Origin of the sequence: [Clostridium] celerecrescens 18A (assembly GCF_002797975.1) — a bacterium.
Classification (GTDB): Bacteria; Bacillota; Clostridia; order Lachnospirales; family Lachnospiraceae; genus Lacrimispora; species Lacrimispora celerecrescens.
Window position 1 is genome coordinate 2,008,749 of the sequence record NZ_PGET01000001.1, and the last position, 16,620, is coordinate 2,025,368.

General features: G+C 45.8%; 17 protein-coding genes. 1 reads left to right on the forward strand and 16 read right to left on the reverse strand.

Annotated features, from left to right (window positions below; all coding sequences use genetic code 11):
- Positions 1-357: 357 nt before the first annotated feature.
- Complete coding sequence (locus tag H171_RS09460) at positions 358-1,902, forward strand: amidohydrolase (RefSeq protein ID WP_100304906.1); 1,545 nt, start codon at positions 358-360, stop codon at positions 1,900-1,902.
- Between the two features lie 81 nt (positions 1,903-1,983).
- Here H171_RS09460 and H171_RS09465 read toward each other — a convergent pair whose 3' ends face one another.
- From H171_RS09465 to H171_RS09540, 16 genes are all read right to left on the reverse strand, one after another.
- The gene (locus H171_RS09465) at positions 1,984-2,430 is read right to left on the reverse strand and encodes a PLP-dependent transferase (protein WP_242976924.1); all 447 of its coding nucleotides are present in this window, start codon (positions 2,428-2,430) and stop codon (positions 1,984-1,986) included.
- A 237-nt stretch (positions 2,431-2,667) separates the two neighbouring features.
- A complete protein-coding gene (locus H171_RS09470; protein WP_100304908.1) occupies positions 2,668-3,492 on the reverse strand; it encodes an EcsC family protein in 825 nt (274 codons plus the stop codon).
- Positions 3,493-3,610: 118 nt separating this feature from the next.
- Complete coding sequence (gene dhaM / locus H171_RS09475) at positions 3,611-3,991, reverse strand: dihydroxyacetone kinase phosphoryl donor subunit DhaM (protein WP_100304909.1); 381 nt, start codon at positions 3,989-3,991, stop codon at positions 3,611-3,613.
- A 17-nt stretch (positions 3,992-4,008) separates the two neighbouring features.
- Positions 4,009-4,635 carry a dihydroxyacetone kinase subunit DhaL gene (dhaL, locus tag H171_RS09480; protein ID WP_100304910.1) on the reverse strand — a complete coding sequence of 209 codons (627 nt, stop codon included), beginning with the start codon at positions 4,633-4,635 and terminating at the stop codon, positions 4,009-4,011.
- A gap of 83 nt (positions 4,636-4,718) precedes the next feature.
- On the reverse strand, positions 4,719-5,705 hold the full coding sequence (gene dhaK, locus H171_RS09485; RefSeq protein WP_100304911.1) for a dihydroxyacetone kinase subunit DhaK: 987 nt from the start codon (positions 5,703-5,705) through the stop codon (positions 4,719-4,721).
- A gap of 35 nt (positions 5,706-5,740) precedes the next feature.
- Positions 5,741-5,944, reverse strand: a complete 204-nt coding sequence (locus H171_RS09490) for a hypothetical protein (RefSeq protein WP_100304912.1) — start codon at positions 5,942-5,944, stop codon at positions 5,741-5,743.
- Between the two features lie 59 nt (positions 5,945-6,003).
- Entirely contained in the window at positions 6,004-6,363 is a 360-nt protein-coding gene (locus tag H171_RS09495; RefSeq protein WP_100304913.1) for a DUF1667 domain-containing protein, read from the reverse strand.
- A 2-nt stretch (positions 6,364-6,365) separates the two neighbouring features.
- Complete coding sequence (locus tag H171_RS09500) at positions 6,366-7,631, reverse strand: NAD(P)/FAD-dependent oxidoreductase (RefSeq protein WP_100304914.1); 1,266 nt, start codon at positions 7,629-7,631, stop codon at positions 6,366-6,368.
- An 18-nt stretch (positions 7,632-7,649) separates the two neighbouring features.
- Positions 7,650-9,086 carry an NAD(P)/FAD-dependent oxidoreductase gene (locus tag H171_RS09505; RefSeq protein ID WP_100304915.1) on the reverse strand — a complete coding sequence of 479 codons (1,437 nt, stop codon included), beginning with the start codon at positions 9,084-9,086 and terminating at the stop codon, positions 7,650-7,652.
- Between the two features lie 138 nt (positions 9,087-9,224).
- Positions 9,225-9,938 carry an MIP/aquaporin family protein gene (locus H171_RS09510; RefSeq protein ID WP_100304916.1) on the reverse strand — a complete coding sequence of 238 codons (714 nt, stop codon included), beginning with the start codon at positions 9,936-9,938 and terminating at the stop codon, positions 9,225-9,227.
- Between the two features lie 50 nt (positions 9,939-9,988).
- Positions 9,989-11,485 (reverse strand): glycerol kinase GlpK, encoded by a 1,497-nt coding sequence (glpK, locus tag H171_RS09515; protein ID WP_100304917.1) that lies wholly within the window; start codon positions 11,483-11,485, stop codon positions 9,989-9,991.
- Between the two features lie 83 nt (positions 11,486-11,568).
- Entirely contained in the window at positions 11,569-12,138 is a 570-nt protein-coding gene (locus H171_RS09520; protein WP_100307482.1) for a glycerol-3-phosphate responsive antiterminator, read from the reverse strand.
- A 294-nt stretch (positions 12,139-12,432) separates the two neighbouring features.
- A complete protein-coding gene (locus tag H171_RS09525; protein ID WP_242976925.1) occupies positions 12,433-13,089 on the reverse strand; it encodes a thioredoxin family protein in 657 nt (218 codons plus the stop codon).
- A 190-nt stretch (positions 13,090-13,279) separates the two neighbouring features.
- Positions 13,280-14,461: a MalY/PatB family protein gene (locus H171_RS09530; RefSeq protein WP_100304919.1), complete on the reverse strand. Its 1,182-nt coding sequence runs from the start codon at positions 14,459-14,461 to the stop codon at positions 13,280-13,282.
- A complete protein-coding gene (locus H171_RS09535; RefSeq protein WP_100304920.1) occupies positions 14,451-15,506 on the reverse strand; it encodes a M20/M25/M40 family metallo-hydrolase in 1,056 nt (351 codons plus the stop codon). The genes H171_RS09530 and H171_RS09535 overlap by 11 nt, the downstream gene beginning before the upstream one ends.
- A 13-nt stretch (positions 15,507-15,519) precedes the next feature.
- On the reverse strand, positions 15,520-16,605 hold the full coding sequence (locus tag H171_RS09540; protein ID WP_100304921.1) for a M24 family metallopeptidase: 1,086 nt from the start codon (positions 16,603-16,605) through the stop codon (positions 15,520-15,522).
- Positions 16,606-16,620: the final 15 nt, after the last annotated feature.

A 16,620-nucleotide genomic window follows, 5' to 3' on the forward strand; every position in this document is an offset into this window, starting at 1 on the left:
TCGTTCTATTGTGTGTCAGACTTGTCCTCCTGTCATTATCCAGAAATTTTATTCTGTTCAAAACACATGTGTTGATCTTCTAGAATAAATACATATGTAATCACTATTAAGATACCGTTTATAACGTAACGAACGAAAAACCGAGCATCAACCCTATACCGTATTTTCGCCCACTTATCATTTATTTTTATGCAATATGTACATTTTAATGTTAATTTTTATACTTTTATTACAAATTTTATTACAAGTCACATTTTTGATTGAATCCATTTTTTTACTGTGATATGATAGCATAATAATTGGTATGAAATTTCAAACAACTTATCTGAATCATTATTTTTTCAAAGGAGGCTGATTATGCAGAAAGCTAACATTCTATTACGATCCAACGCTGTTTTCTCAGGCCTTGCTTCCGCTCCGGAAGCAGGTTTCGTTGCCATATCAGGCAATCATATCATGGCCGTAGGTCCCTCAGACGGGGCGGAGTACGCCGAGCCGGACACCCAGGTGCTGAATTTGGGAGACAGGCTCATTTGTCCGGGCTTTACGGATGTACACTGCTTCTTCAGTGGATATCTGCTGACCATCGCAGGAGCCGATTTAAGTACATGCCAAGACGCTGGTCAGGCGATAGCAGCAGCTAAGGATTATCAGAAATCACTGGCCCCGGGCGCTACAGTTCTGGCAAGAGGTGTGCAGACAGGCTTCACGGAGCTAAGCTGTGACCGACTGGATCAGGAATTCGGAGACGTGCCTGTTATCCTCTTTATGGAGGGGGGAGAAAGCTGCTATATGAACAGCGCCGCCCATAGGGATTACCGTTTCACTCCGGACACCTGCTGGTCAGAAAGCTACTGGCGCCTTCTGAAGTATATTCTGGGGCAGAGGGACTTTTCCGTTCCGGAATTCAGGAAATATCTGTCCATGATGAATTCAAGGGGAATTACTTCTATAAAAGAAATGGGCTTTGATGATTTCTACGGTTTTACAAAAGAACTTAAGAAATTAGAACAAGAGAATACCCTTACCGCTAGAGTTCATTTCATGAGTCAACCTGTTGGCTTCCCCATGAATCTGGAATACGGAAGGGAGATGCGGGATTCCTTCTCCGGCAGTTTCGTACACTTCTCAGGTTATAACCAGATGACCGACGGATCCATCAGCCAGCTGGAAGGTGAAATGAAATCGCCTTACCTCTGTTCAGATACCTGCTGTACCAAGGATATCGACTGGGAAGGTTTAAGAAGGGATACCCTATCAGCCGACAGAGAGAACTTCCGCTTTTCTCTCCATGCCCAGGGTGACGGAGCAATCTGCAGGACCATAGATATTTTTGACCAGTGCCAAAGGGAACCGGGCGGTAAGATAAAAAACCGTCATGCAATAACAGACCTGGAATGCTCGGATCCTACTGATCTGGAGCGTATGGGAGTTCTCGGCATAGTGGCAGAGGTCTATCCACAGATCATGTCCATTGCAAACCGGGACAGTAAACTGGCAATGATTCAAAAGAATATCGGCCAGGAACGCGGCAAGAACTACTGGAATCGCCGGAAAATGGTTGATAGTGGCGTGATGATCTCCTGCGGTACGGACCTACCGCTGCTCTACGACGATATTCCGGAGTCCATCTATCACACGGTAGGCGCCCTGTTTCCTGAAGGAGGTGCACCCTTCAACAAGGAGAACACCCTGACTACAGCTGAGCTATTGAAGGCCTGGACCTACGGTGGCCAGTACAACCTGGGCTGTGAAAACCAACTAGGAACCCTTAAAGCCGGCAATCTGGCAGATATCGCAGTTCTGGACGGAAATGTATTTGAGACCTCCATGGACCATGTGCGTGACATCAAAGTGTGTCTGACACTTGTGGATGGCAATATTGTCTATTGTACAATCTAAGGAAACCAATGAATTAAATCACGACAAAAGCGGAAGAAAACCAATCCGGTTTTCTTCCGCTTTTATTTTAATGCTTTTTTATTATTCGTATAAAGAATCCAATGCCTGCCTCAAATCTGAGATAAGATCCTCCGCATCTTCAATGCCAACGGATAAACGAAGGGTATCATCAAAAACTCCTGCTTTTTCCCTTTGCTCCTTCGACTGGCCAAAATGTGGGGAGGTTGCAGAATGTACGATCAAGGACTTTGCATCTCCTACGTTTACCATGTAATCGAAGATGCGGACCCGCTCCAACACCTTCTTGGCTGCCTCAAGACCCCCTTTAAGGCGGATGGACAGTATCGCGCCAGGGCCTTTGGGAAAATACTTTTTCGCCAGGTTATAGTATGGACTGCTCTCTAGTCCTGGATAGGATACCTGCAGAATCTGCGGATGGCTTTCCAGGAACTGCGCCACCTTATGGGCATTTTCCACATGGCGTTCCATGCGAAGGGACAAGGTTTCCATCACTCCGCATCTCTGCATGCTCATAACCTCATAGCTGCAGGTTTCGCAGCTTGTCAGGCTGGACTTACGCCACTTATGCCGTGATTTACAATTGAAGAATGACCTGCAAAAAAAGTCAGAGAATTGGAAAATGGGGTATCGCAAAATTGGGGAATAGTTGGATATTGATTAAGAAATTGATGTGAATGACAAGCGAATTTTACGTATCTTCAGAATAAAAAGGGTCAATCCCACTATGAACTGACCCTAAAAGTTTTAATTATTCAGTGTCCCGCTTGATGGCAGCACACGTTTTTGTTTATTCAAGTAATATCTCTTTTTATACTTCACACCGGCAAATTTGCTGATCTTACGAATGATGTTATAATTTACAAAGCCACCCACTGCTCCTACCAATGGGATCCCCTGTATAAATTTTGCGACTAACAGCGACTCCGATAGTATTCCTGCTGTAGTTTTTATAAGTTCTTCCAAGTCAATTTCCGAAGCCATCTTATCATCGATGTCTACGCCTAATTTTTCAAGCTTTTGATAGAATTCTTTCTGCTGCTCCTGTTTCGACATTGCAGTGCAGATCAAAAGCAGGATATAAGCTTTTTCTTCCTCTGATTCATAATGATATCCATAACTTAAAGCAATTTCATAAACAGATTTCATGACCAAGGATAAAAAAAGCGGAATATCTGGCAAGCCGATTCCTAATGCCCCCAAAACTCCTCCTTCAAGTACAGAAATGGAAGAATTAAACATCTGGGACTGCTTGGAATACCGGTCAAGACGTTTCAGATATTTTCTTTTGGTCACTTTGTCAATGGCATAATTATTTAAATCATATTCCAACTGTATCTTATCTTTATCATAAGTTTTCTCGATATAAATATATCCTTTATCAAAAACCAGCCGGAAACCTTTATAAAATGCCGTTTCCAGGGCGGTTTTCAGTTTGCCGGGAATATAACTTTGGATTTTATCAGCAACAGGCTCTATGGAAGCTTTTAATAATGGATTTTCCTTTTTGTTAAGCAATTTATTTTCTTCTTTTTTTATCTGCTTCACCTGTTTATCGAATTGCCGTCTCATATATGTCAGCCTCCCCTTTCAGTGAGTCCTTTGTTTTAGTTTGCTTATCCAACATTGATAATACAAAAGAGCTATGTTACCATTTTTTCGGTGGTTCATAGCTCTCTAATTGCCATATTTAAAACTTCCTGGTCCCTCCAACTTTCGCAAGATCTCCCTTAATCGTTTCAAAATCCATTCCGGAAGCCGCATCTATGGAGGCTACAACCGCGCCCTCCACTAATGGGCAATCTACCATTTCCACCTTTTTTTCCTCCAGCATTTCGATTACCATCTCAGTGGTCATGACGGCACTGCCCATATCCATGAGCACCAACACTCCATCGTCGCTATAAACAGATTCAATCGCAGCCTGGATTTTCTCAAAGCTGGTGCCAAAGCTTCCGTCTTCAAGCCCGCCGGCCGGGGCAATCCGCGCATTGGATGCCATGATTTTTGTCAGTTCCACAACACTTTTTGCCAGCGAATCACTATGAGATACGATAACTAATCCAACCATCAATGATACACCTCCCTTCAGCTTGCTACTTTAGAAATCACTTCCAGCATAAAAGAATACGATGTAGCTCCCGGATCCTGATGCCCCAGGCCCCGTTCACCCACATAACTGGCCCGGCCCTTGGTGGCAATCAGATCCTTTGTATGCTCCGCTCCGGACCATGCTGCCTTGACTCCTGCATTAAGGACTTCCCCTGCCGTTTTCCCTTCCTGTGCAGCTTGATCCATGGCCTGATAGGACGGTACCATAGCATCCAGCATGGTCGCCTCCTCCACTACTGCCTTACCACGCTGTTCTACCGCTTCGATGGCAGTCTTTATGACCGTCAGAAAATCGGTGATGTCCACACCTTCCTTTCCAGCCATGGCCTGTCCAGCCTTCATGAAAGCAGATCCATATAACGGACCAGAGGCCCCGCCGACAGTAGAAACAAGCGTCATACCTACCGTCTTTAATATGGTCCCGATATCCTTGCCTTCCAAACCGGTTAGCTTTTCATTTACTGCAGCAAAACCACGGGCCAGGTTAATACCGTGATCACTGTCTCCAATCGGCTGGTCCAGTTCCGTAAGATAATCCTTTTGTTCTTCCATTTTTAAACTGATTGCTTTAATGATCTCTAATACCTTTTTACTGTCTGCCATGGCAATCCACCTTTCTGATCCATATTTACATTGATAAAGTCCCCGCAAAAAGCGGGGACTGAAAAAATATTAAAAATATCCCTTTATTTCCAGGCAGGCGTATCCGCGACCGCATCCAGAAGCTGCTTCATTTCATCATCCAAGCGAAGAAGGGAGATTGAAAAGCCCTGCATCTCGATGGAGGTCATATATTCTCCGACAAAGGTTTTATGTATCCGTATACCTTTTTCTGCCAGAACATCAGAAACCCGATTGTTAATGATATAAAGCTCCATCAGCGGTGTTCCGCCAGCACCATTAATCATAACTGCTACTTCGCTTCCTGCATAATCGATATCTTCAAGAATCTGACTCAGCAGCATATCAACGATCTCATCCGCTTTCTTAACCGGCTCTCTATGCGTTCCCGGTTCTCCGTGGATACCGATTCCAATTTCCATCTCATCATCGGAAAGGGTAAATCCCGGTTTCCCCGCTGCCGGTACCGTACAAGGTTCAATCGCTGCTCCCATCGTTCTTACATTATCAATTACTTTTTGCGCAGTTGCCTGCACTTGATCAAGATCTGCACCAGTCTCGGCCATAGCACCTGCTATTTTATGCACAAAGACTGTCCCTGCCACTCCTCTGCGGCCGATCGTATAAAGACTGTCCTTTACTGCCACATCATCATTCGTGACAACATGCTTCACGGTGATGCCTTCCATCTCCGCCATCTCTGCAGCCATCTCAAAGTTCATAACATCACCGGTATAGTTCTTAACGATCATAAGCACACCAGCATCCGTAGCCACCGCTTTAATGCCCTCATAGATCTGATCCGGAGTCGGGGATGTAAAGACCGGACCCGCAACTGCGGCATCCAGCATTCCTGTTCCGACAAAACCGCCATGAGCTGGTTCATGCCCGCTTCCGCCGCCGCTGATCAAAGCCACTTTACCCTCTTTCTTCTCGGCCCGCACAACAACATTACCACAATCCAGCTTTTTCAAATGCCGGGGATAAGCCTTCACCATCCCTAAAATCATCTGTTCTTCCACCAAAACTGTATCGTTAATAAATTTTTTCATTGAGAACCCCCTTGTCCATTCATTATTTTATGAATTTATTCATCTTCACCCAAACAATTCATATCATTTAAGCCGCAAGTTGTATCCTCTTCTTCATCCTCTAAGCAGTTCATATCATTGATGCCGCAGGTTGTATCGTCTTCTTCTCCAAGACAATTCATGTCATTCAAGCCGCAGGTTGTATCTTCATCTTCGGTTAATCCGTTCATATTGTTGATATCCATTTTCTTAATCTTCATAGAAAGTCCTCCTTCGACTAATCATTCACAGCAACACAGAGCTTCAAAAAGACCCAATGTCATCTACACTCTTTTGTTGCTACGATATCTACTCCTGTTCCTGCCACATCAGGCAGGATCACGTCACCAATCCGGACAGGCGCTTTCACCGTGATACCTTTGAGTGCTTTTACACATTCAAAGATTTTATCTTTGGGTATATCCTCTTTGGTTTTTACCGATACCATGTCGGATTTTCCGCCCTCCACCTTCACAGTGGATGTAACGATCCTTGTGGGATTGGTAACTTCCTTTCGGCCATATACCTCACCTCGCTTACAGGTATTTCCTGTAATGTTCACGATTTCCCCGCCTTCCAGTTCCACGGTCAGAGGACAGCCCATAGGACAGCTGATACAGATAAGTTCTCTTTTTTCCATACCTATGCCTCCTCTATCCTTATTGTAATCCTGTCAACATCCGGATGCAACAGTAACTTTTCTTTTTCCAGCCTTATTTCTTCCATTTCTCCTGGTGCCATCACCATCCGTTTCCGATGCAGCACCCTCTCGTTATTAAAGTATACACCGATATAGCAGTTTTTATAAACATTTCCGACCCGGAACCGGACAATTTGAGTTGCCTCCATACGTTCTGGGTTAATCGTGCTTGGAACCGTATAACGAACCCCATCAGTTCCCTCAAGGCTGATTTCCCGGCCGCCCGTTTTTTGCGTCCCGTTTTTCACATATATTGCAGCATTCTTTCCGGCAGCAGCAGCTTCTTCCGAAACGAAATCCACCAAGTCATGCACATGAAGCACGTTTCCGCAGGCAAAGACTCCTTCCACATTTGTTTCCAGACTTTCATTTACAATCGGGCCTGATGTAACCGGATTCAAAACCACTCCCATGGCACCGGAGAGTTCATTTTCCGGTATCAGTCCGACCGATAATAGCAAGGTGTCACAGGAATATTCCTCTTCTGTTCCGGCAATTGGTTTCCCCCTGTCATCCACTGCTGCCAGAGTAATTCCCTCCAACCGCTCCTTGCCTCTGATCTCAACTACCGTATGCTTCAATTTAAGCGGAATTCCATAATCATCCAGGCACTGGACAATATTCCTTTTAAGCCCTCCGGAATATGGCATGATTTCAGCCACCACCTTAACCCTGGCCCCTTCCAGAGTCAGTCGTCTGGCCATAATCAATCCGATATCTCCGGATCCAAGGATCACTACCTCACGCCCGGGCATGTAGCCTTCCATATTTACAAGACGCTGTGCTGTACCGGCCGAAAAAATACCGGCCGGCCGATATCCAGGTATATTGAGAGCTCCCCTGGAGCGTTCTCTGCATCCCATTGCCAGGATGATCGCCTTGGCCTGGATATCAAACAGTCCTTCCTCCCTGTTCATAGCCGTAACTACCTTGTCAGGGCTGATTTCCATAACCATTGTATTTAGAACAAATTCAATCTTATGTTTTTCCACTTGTTCCGTGAAACGAGCCGCGTATTCCGGCCCTGTCAATTCTTCCTTAAATGTATGCAGTCCAAAACCGTTATGAATGCACTGATTTAATATTCCCCCGAGCTCCTTATCCCTTTCCAGGATTAATATACTTTCAGAGCCGTTATCCCGGGCCGCAATCGCCGCAGCAAGGCCAGCAGGACCGCCGCCAATTATCACAATATCATATTCTTTCATCCAAAGCGCGCCCCCTTTTTATATTCTGTCCTTGTTATATCCGACTAACAGCTGTGAATTCCCGCCGGATTTTGTTATTTCTGTCATGGGAATGCCCAGTTCCCGGTGCAGAATCTCCATTGTTTTAGGCGTGCAAAAACCTGCCTGACAGCGCCCTGCCCCTGCCCTGGTCCGGCGTTTGATACCATCTAAGGTTCGGGCTCCCAAAGGCCGGTGAATGGCGTCTAAAATCTCCCCTTCCGTCACCATCTCGCAGCGGCAGATAATATTTCCATATGCCGGTTCTTTCTCAATAAGAGCTGCTTTCTCCTCTTTTGACAGCGTATCCAGATCAATATTTCCTTTGCGGGTTCCGTTAAAATCAGGATTAATATCCAGGTCCAGCTTTTCCCGTAAGATTTCTGCTGTCATTTTGCCGATCGCCGGACTGCTGGTAAGCCCCGGTGATTCAATGCCTGCACAGTCCACAAAACCCGGTGCATCTTCCAGCTCCCGGATAATAAATTCATGATGGTCTTCATGGGCCCTTAAGCCCGCAAAAGAGGTGATCACTTGTCTAAATGGCAGATTCTTCACGTTAAGACAGGCCTTTGAAAGTTCGTCAAGGCCCTCCCTGGTAGTCGCCGTGCCTTCCTTATCCTCTATATCAACAGCGGTTGGGCCGACGATTAGATTTCCATGTACCGTAGGAGTTACCAGTACCCCCTTGCCATATTTACTCGGCAGCGCAAAAATTGTCCGTTTCACATGCTTTCCTGCGTTTTTGTCCAATAGAAAGTAATCACCGCGCCGGGGAGTGATATGGATCTTTGATTCACTGACCATATTATGAAAGCGGTCTGCATAAACACCGGCCGCGTTCACCACATACCGGGTCTCATACTCGCCCTTGCTTGTTACCAGCTTCCAGCCACCCTCGATCTGCTTGATACTCTCTACCTCGGTATCAAATTTAAAGTCAATGCCATTGGTATAAGCATTTTCTGCCAATGCAATATTCAAATGAAAGGGACATACAATCCCCGCTGTAGGAGCAGATAAAACTGCAATCACCTCATCTGCCAGGTTTGGCTCCATTTCCCTGATTCTTGCCTGGTCTGTAATGATTTCCAGATCCTTTACACCATTTTTAACACCCCGGTCATAAAGGGCCTGCAGATTCGGCAGCGATGCTTCATCCAGGCATACAACCATAGACCCGCACTGTTCAAAAGGAATATCAAGCTCCTTAGAAAGCTCTGGCATCATTTGATTTCCTTCAACATTCAGCTTAGCCATCAGGGATCCTTCTGCCGCATCATAGCCCGCATGGATGATGGCACTGTTGGCCTTGGTGGTGCCGCAGCACACATCCTCTTCTTTTTCCAGAACACAGGCATTCACCTTGTACCGGGAAAGTTCACGTGCGACGGCACTGCCAGATACACCCGCTCCAATAATAATTACGTCATACATACTTTTGTGTCCTCCCTTTCATATATTACCAGAAGCGGCACAAATAAGACGTGTTTCCACGCCTATTTGCGCCGCTCCATTCTCCCGCAATCCATATATGATATTATCGATCAGGATGGTTATATGATTATCTCAAAATTATGCCCAGGGAATTGCCTGATACAGCAGTACCGCAGCAATCGCACCAATGACAGGACCGACAATAACAACTGGTGCATAACCCCAATTAGAATCGCCTTTGTCCTTAATCGGAAGAACACTGTGGGCAATACGCGGACCAAGGTCACGAGCCGGATTAATCGCATATCCGGTCAGTCCGCCAAGAGACATACCAACAGAAACGATAATACCAAATACCAGGAGCTTATCCAGACCGGTAGCTATGCCGCTGACCTGTGAAATACCCTTAATACTGAATACTAATACGAACGTACCGATCGCTTCACTTAAAATATTTCGTCCCATATTGGGAATAGATGGTCCTGTTGAAAATACACCAAGCTTGGTAGCCGCAGATTCTGTTGCATCAAATTGATCCTTGAACAGAAGATAAACAAGAACCGCCCCGCAAAATGCACCAGCAAACTGAGCTACTATGTAACCGGGAACCAGCCCCCAGGCCATGCTTCCATCCACAGCTAAGGCAATTGTTAATGCAGGATTAAAATGGGCACCGGAAGCTGCGCCGAAGATAAAGGCCGGAATTAAAACAGCAAGACCCCATGCAAAGGTAATTTGAATTGAACCAGCACCTTTCATACCAGACTTGTTTAATGTTACGTTTGCTACAACGCCATCGCCTAAAAGAATCAGAATCATGGTCCCGATAAATTCTGCTATATATGGCAACATAATGTATCCCCCTTGTTCATTTTTGCACATTAATAGTTACAAAAATCGTTTTAGTCTTCCTTTGACCAGCCAAAAGAATATTTAACAGCTTTATTCCAGCCACTTACCATTTCATTCCTCTTATCCTCTGAGATTTCAGGAGTAAAGGTTCTATCAATTGCCCAGTTCTTAATTACCTCTTCCTTATTCGCCCAGTAGCCAACTGCAAGCCCTGCCAGATATGCAGCTCCCATCGCAGTCGTCTCGACGCACTGAGGACGGTTAACCGGTGCATCAATGATATCTGCCTGCGTCTGCATCAGATAATTGTTGGCACTTGCACCACCATCTACCTTAAGAGCTGCCAGCTGAATGCCGGAATCAGCCCGCATCGCCTGCAGAACATCGTTTACCTGATAGCAGAGGGAATCCAGAGTTGCCCGGATAATATGGTATTTGTTTACACCACGGGTAATTCCAACTAAAGTGCCTCTGGCATACTGATCCCAATGAGGTGCCCCAAGACCTGTAAACGCCGGTACCACATAACAGCCGTTGGTATCCTTAACTTTATTCGCCATATACTCGGAATCCTGAGCAGAATCGATCAGCTTTAATTCATCCCGCAGCCATTGAATCGCAGCACCCGCCACAAAAATTGAACCTTCCAGTGCATAATTCACTTTGCCGTCCAATCCCCAGGCAATCGTTGTTACGAGACCATTCTTAGAGAATACCGGCTTCTCACCAGTGTTCATCAGCATAAAGCATCCGGTTCCATAAGTATTCTTAGCCTCACCGGCATTAAAGCAAGTCTGGCCAAACAGTGCAGCCTGCTGATCGCCTGCGGCGCCGCCGATCGGAATGATACCGCCGAAAAACTGCGGATCACTTTCCCCATATACGCAGCTCGATGGCTTAGCTTCCGGAAGCATTGATTTCGGGATATTAAGTTCTGCCAGAATTTCATCATCCCACATTAACGTATTGATGTTAAACATCATGGTACGGGATGCATTGGAGTAATCCGTTACATGAACCTTACCCTTAGTCAGCTTCCAGATCAGCCAGGTCTCTACCGTACCAAACAGTAATTCACCCTTTTCTGCACGTTCCCGGACTCCTTCTACGTTATCAAGGATCCATTTTAACTTTGTTGCTGAAAAATAAGCATCAATTACCAAACCTGTTTTCGACCGGAAGGTATCAACCAAGCCTTTTTCTTTCAAAGAGTCACAGTATTCGGCGGTTCTCCGGCACTGCCATACAATCGCATGATATACGGGCTCCCCAGTCTCCTTATCCCATACAATTGTTGTTTCACGCTGATTTGTGATACCGATTGCCGCGATATCCTCTGCGCGTGCACCGATCATTGATATAGCCTCAACTGCAACTCCCAGCTGTGTTGACCAGATTTCATTTGCATCATGCTCTACCCAGCCTGGCTTTGGAAAATATTGTGTGAATTCCTTTTGTGCCACACTGCACATCTCACCCTTTTCGTTAAAAAGGATACATCTGTTACTTGTCGTACCCGCATCCAATGCCATTACATACTTCGCCATAAAAACCCTCCTTCTTAGTTGATCCCATTCTTCAGTGTCATTTATACTCAACTGCTTTCCTGCAAAAACAGCTCAGTTCCTTCTTACATTTTCCATACCATCGGATTGGTTGTGGATACGGATATCGCACCTGCGGTGAGAGCCTCCATCACATCCTCTTTGTCCGATATCAGACCTCCGGCTATCACCGGCACCTTGACCAGACTGCATACCCTCTTAATCACCTTTGGCATCAGACCGGGCAATATTTCGATAATATCCGGCCTGGCTACATTCATCAGCCTATCTATATTTTCAAAAGCCATAGAATCCAGGACAAATATTCTTAATGTTGTGAATAATGATAATTCTTTTGCCCGCTTAATCAGTGCCGGCTTTGTTGAGATAATGCCGTCCGCTTTCGTATTATTCTTAATGAAATCAACTGCAATTTCTCTTCCGCTTAAACCTGTAATCAGGTCAATATGTACCATAGCTACTTTATCCGCATCTTTGATCTGCTTAACAATCGAACTTAAATTGCAGATATCACCGAACAGGATAAACACCACCCGGATCTCCTCCATGCTACAGCAGTCGGCAAGACCTTTCATATCCTTTACCGCCGCGATAACCGGATTGCTCTCAAACAAGTCGTAATATTTCTGGTCCATTGGAGCTCCTCTCTTTTTTGCATCGATATCCTTTTTGACATCTGGCCGCAAAAGCCTGCCAGTAATCATCCAAAACGGAAAAAAGAGCATAGTTTAGAATCAACATTTCTGTTGTTCTGCTATGCTCTCATCATCTCCGCATGATTATTACCTTGAACTCAATATAGCACATTGTATATACTCTTTCAATAGTTCAAATTTTTTTCTGTAGAATCAAACAGTTTATCGGCATCTTAAACTACATTTTTGTGCAATTTGTATATTATTTTAATTTTTTTATTTTATTTTTAGTTATTATTTTAACAATGTGACAATTTCCTCTATCGCCTTGTTCCCCATATGGATTTCTTTATCATTGAATATGATCATCGGCACACGCTCAATATTATACTTGGCGACCAAATCCGTATAAAGTGCCGCATCGATCATTTCCGCCTCGATATCAGGATTCAAAATTGCAATCTGCTGACAAGCCGCCACTACCCCGGGACAATGATGGCATGACAAGGATACACATATCTTTATATTGGTTTTTGTCTTGAGCTTTAAAATCTTTTTTCGCAGGCCGCCCGATATCTTCTGCCCCGGACCTGCAAGATTATATATAGCCAAAATAAAAGAATTGATTTCTTTCCCGCCCGGAATTCCGTGAAAAGCACAGCGGCCATAGCTTCCCGCCTTATAAAGACCGGTAACCGGCAGAAAAGCCGTATCCAGCTCCGGAACCTGATCCCCCTCCTCCGGGGAGTACAGCTCCAGGCACAGCTTTTCACTGAGAGAGACAATCGTTTTCAGAAATGAAGCCATCTGCAAATCTTTTTCCCTTGAAATATCCACCACTGCTTTGATTGTCACCGGGTCTTTCATTTTTTTCAATATATCAGACAGCTGCACGTTCAGCTCCTGATCAATCAAATTACTTTCTGCTGATATTGTTGTAATATCAAGCATAACAGGCACCTCCTCTGTTGTTGTTTCTATACCTCATCAAATGAGATACAATCATGAATATTCTTTTATAAGCTTATTTTAGCGAAAAAAATGCTGACTATCAATAGTAATTTTTTTAATTTGTCTCACAACAAATATTATTGAAGAAAAAAGACGCCTCATTTTCTACAAAATGAGCGTCTTTCTATCATTATATCAGCGAAAGCTTCTCCATAGCCCTTTTCATCCTCTCTAAGCCTTCCATCAGCTTTCCCCGGGGACACCCCAGATTCATCCGGAGGTAATTCTCATCCCCATAAACCTTTCCCGGCATGATTCCGACCTTTCCCTCATGGACAAGCGCATTCTGTATGGCACCGCTGTCTGCACCCACTCTGCTCATATCAATCCAGGCCAGATAAGTGGCTTCCGGCATGCGGAATCTCACTCCGGTATCCGCCAGTTCCTTTTCCACAAAGATGGACAATTCCTTCATATTTCCCCTGATATAGGTGCACAGCTGGTCTGCGTAATCCATACATTCCCCGTAGCCTGTCATCATGGCATGCATCCCCATAAGGCTGACGGAGTTGAGAAAATCCCTGTTTCGCATCCGGGAAATAAACGGATCACGGATTCCTTTATCGGGAAGGACACAGTAAGAGCCTATAAGGCCGGGCGTGTTAAAAGTCTTGCTGGCGGAGCTGACCAGATACAGCTGGTCATATTGATTCCCATATTTAAGAATCGGACAATGCTTCCGGTCTGTCAAAATCACATCCGAGTGTATCTCATCCGAAATGATTGTAACCTGATGCTTTCTGCACAATTCCACCATCCGGTCCATTTCATCCGTAGTCCAGACCCGGCCCGTAGGATTGTGAGGGGAGCAAAGCAGGAAAATCCGGCACTCCTTAACCAGGTTCTCGAACCGGATAAAATCGATTTCATACCTGCCGTTTTCCGGTATAAGCCGCAGAGGGACCATTTCCCGGTTATTGTCTTTAATTACGTGATAAAAGGCATCATACATGGGTTCAAACACCAGTACCCTGTCATGCTCACGGCTCAGCAGGCGAAAAAGCACTGCAATGGAATACAGAACCGATGGGCTGTAGACCACCCAATCCGGGCTGACCAAAACCTTGTGTCGGTCAGCAAAGTATCCTGCCACAGCACCTTTAAATTCTTCATGGTTCCACCGGCTGTAGCCATAGATTCCATGTTCCACCACTTCCAAAAGCTTTTTCCTGATTGGCCAGGGCACCATGAAATCCGTATCAGAAATGGAAAAGGGAAGCAAATCCTCCTCTCCGAACCGGTCTTTTATATAATCCCACTGGGTACAATATGTTCCCCGTCTGTCAATTATTTGATCAAAATTATACTTCATATACTTCCGCCTCAAATCCGATCTGCCTGCAGACCTCTTTATCCAGCTTTATCAGCAGGCACTCCAGCAAATCCACCATCTGCTCCATATCCCGGTAACATGCAATGGAATAGGGAGAATGTCCATAGCGCGTCGGAATTCCCAGCACCACGGCAGGATGTCCCGTTCCGTCCTGATGAAGCACACCGCCATCCGTTCCTCCGTTTAAGAACATATCGTCCTGCACATGGATATCAAGCTCCTTTGCACAACGGCGTACCAGCTCCACCATGGCGCGGTTGCTTACAACGGTTTTGTCATAGTGAACGATCATAGGCCCCTTTCCAATCTGCCGGTTATTGGTGTGGTCACGCACGAACTCATTTCCGCTGCAGGCTGCATCCAATACAATGCAGATATCCGGAAGCACAACTCTTGCCGCTGTTTTTGCGCCTCTCGTCCCCACTTCCTCGGAACTGGTAAATGCATAGCTGATACGGTTCGGATGAACGTTCCCATCCATCCGTTTCATTAACTCTCCCATCACCCAGCAGCCCGCCCTGTCATCAAGGGCCCTGGCGGCAAAACGGCCATTTTCGTATTCCCTGTAAACGGAAGAGAAAGTTACCATATCTCCAGGCTGCACTCCAAGGTCCATGACCTCCTCTAAACCGTCCTGCCCCATATCCACATAAAGGCCTGTTGCCTCTTTTTTACCTTCGTCATATACTGCGTTTAATATCCCTTTATACTCCCTGCCGCCGGCAGTTGTGACTGTTACTTCCTGCATGAAGCTGGAAAAGGTCCGTACATTTCCAACGGGCAGCACCATCACCATCCCCTGGCTGGAAATGGACCGCACCAGAAATCCCACCTCATCCATATGGGCGGCTAAAAGGATCGACGGCCCTTCTCCCCCCTGGGTGAAAATGATGCTGCCAAGACCGTCATAAGCCAATTCCTGGGCATAGGGCGTGCAATTTTTACGCAGTACATCCCTAACCCGGCGTTCATTGGAGGCCACCGCCTTGGCCTCACATAATTCTTTTAAAAATTCTTTATCCATATAAAAAGACTCCTTATCCCACAACAGTCAGTTCCCTGGGCGAGGATGTGAGCAGACGGCAGCCTTCTTCCGTAACAAGAACATCATCCTCAATGCGTACACCACACTGTCCTTCCAGATAGATTCCAGGTTCCACAGTCATGACCATACCGGGCACCAGAACCCTTTCGTCTCCAGGTGCGAAATCAGGCAGCTCGTGGCAGGCAATCCCCAGACCGTGTCCAAGATTGTGAGAAAATGCCGGGCCATATCCTGCTTTCTCAATCACGTCTCTGGCAGCCCGGTCGATATCACTGCATTTTTTTACCGGACCAATGGCACGGATAGCCGTCTCCTGGGCTTTTTTCACGGTCTCATATACCCGTCGCATGTTAAGATCAACCCGCTGCACCGCAATTGTCCGGGTGATATCAGAACAGTATTCTCCCACCCGGACGCCGAAATCCATGGTAACAAAATCTCCGGCTTCAATGACCTTATGACCTGCCTTGGCGTGGGGCATAGCGCCATTTATTCCACTGGCAACAATCACATCAAAGGACTCTTTCTGCGCCCCCAGTTCTTTCATATAATAAATCAGGCGGTTCTCCACCTGTTTTTCCGTCATTCCGGCTTTGATCTGACCGAGGATATAGGAATAACCCCGGTCAGCAATCTCACAGGCCCTGCTAATACAGAAAATTTCATCTTCCGTCTTCACCATGCGAATGGAATCCGGCGACACGGGCACAAGCTCTGACATCAGTCCCGCTTTCAGTTTCTGGTACTGTGCAAAAGAGACGGCCTCCGCCTCAAAGCCCAGTTTTTTGACAGACTCTTCCTTCGAAATCCGGTTTATGTACTCCATATACCCACAGTTTTTGTCCGCCAGCAAAACCCTGGCATTCATTTCCTTAAGGGCTCCGGCCATCCGCTCCTTTTGCTGTACATAATACCGTCCATCCACAATGGAATAACAGCCCTTTTGGGTAAGCAGCACATAACCGCTGCCGCTGTATAGCCCTGCCGTGTAACATTTATTTTCTCTGGATACCAGCAGCAGTCCATCCAGACCGTTTCGTTCCATAAACTGCCATACACTTTTCAGATGGAGTTCCATTCTGCCATCTCCTGT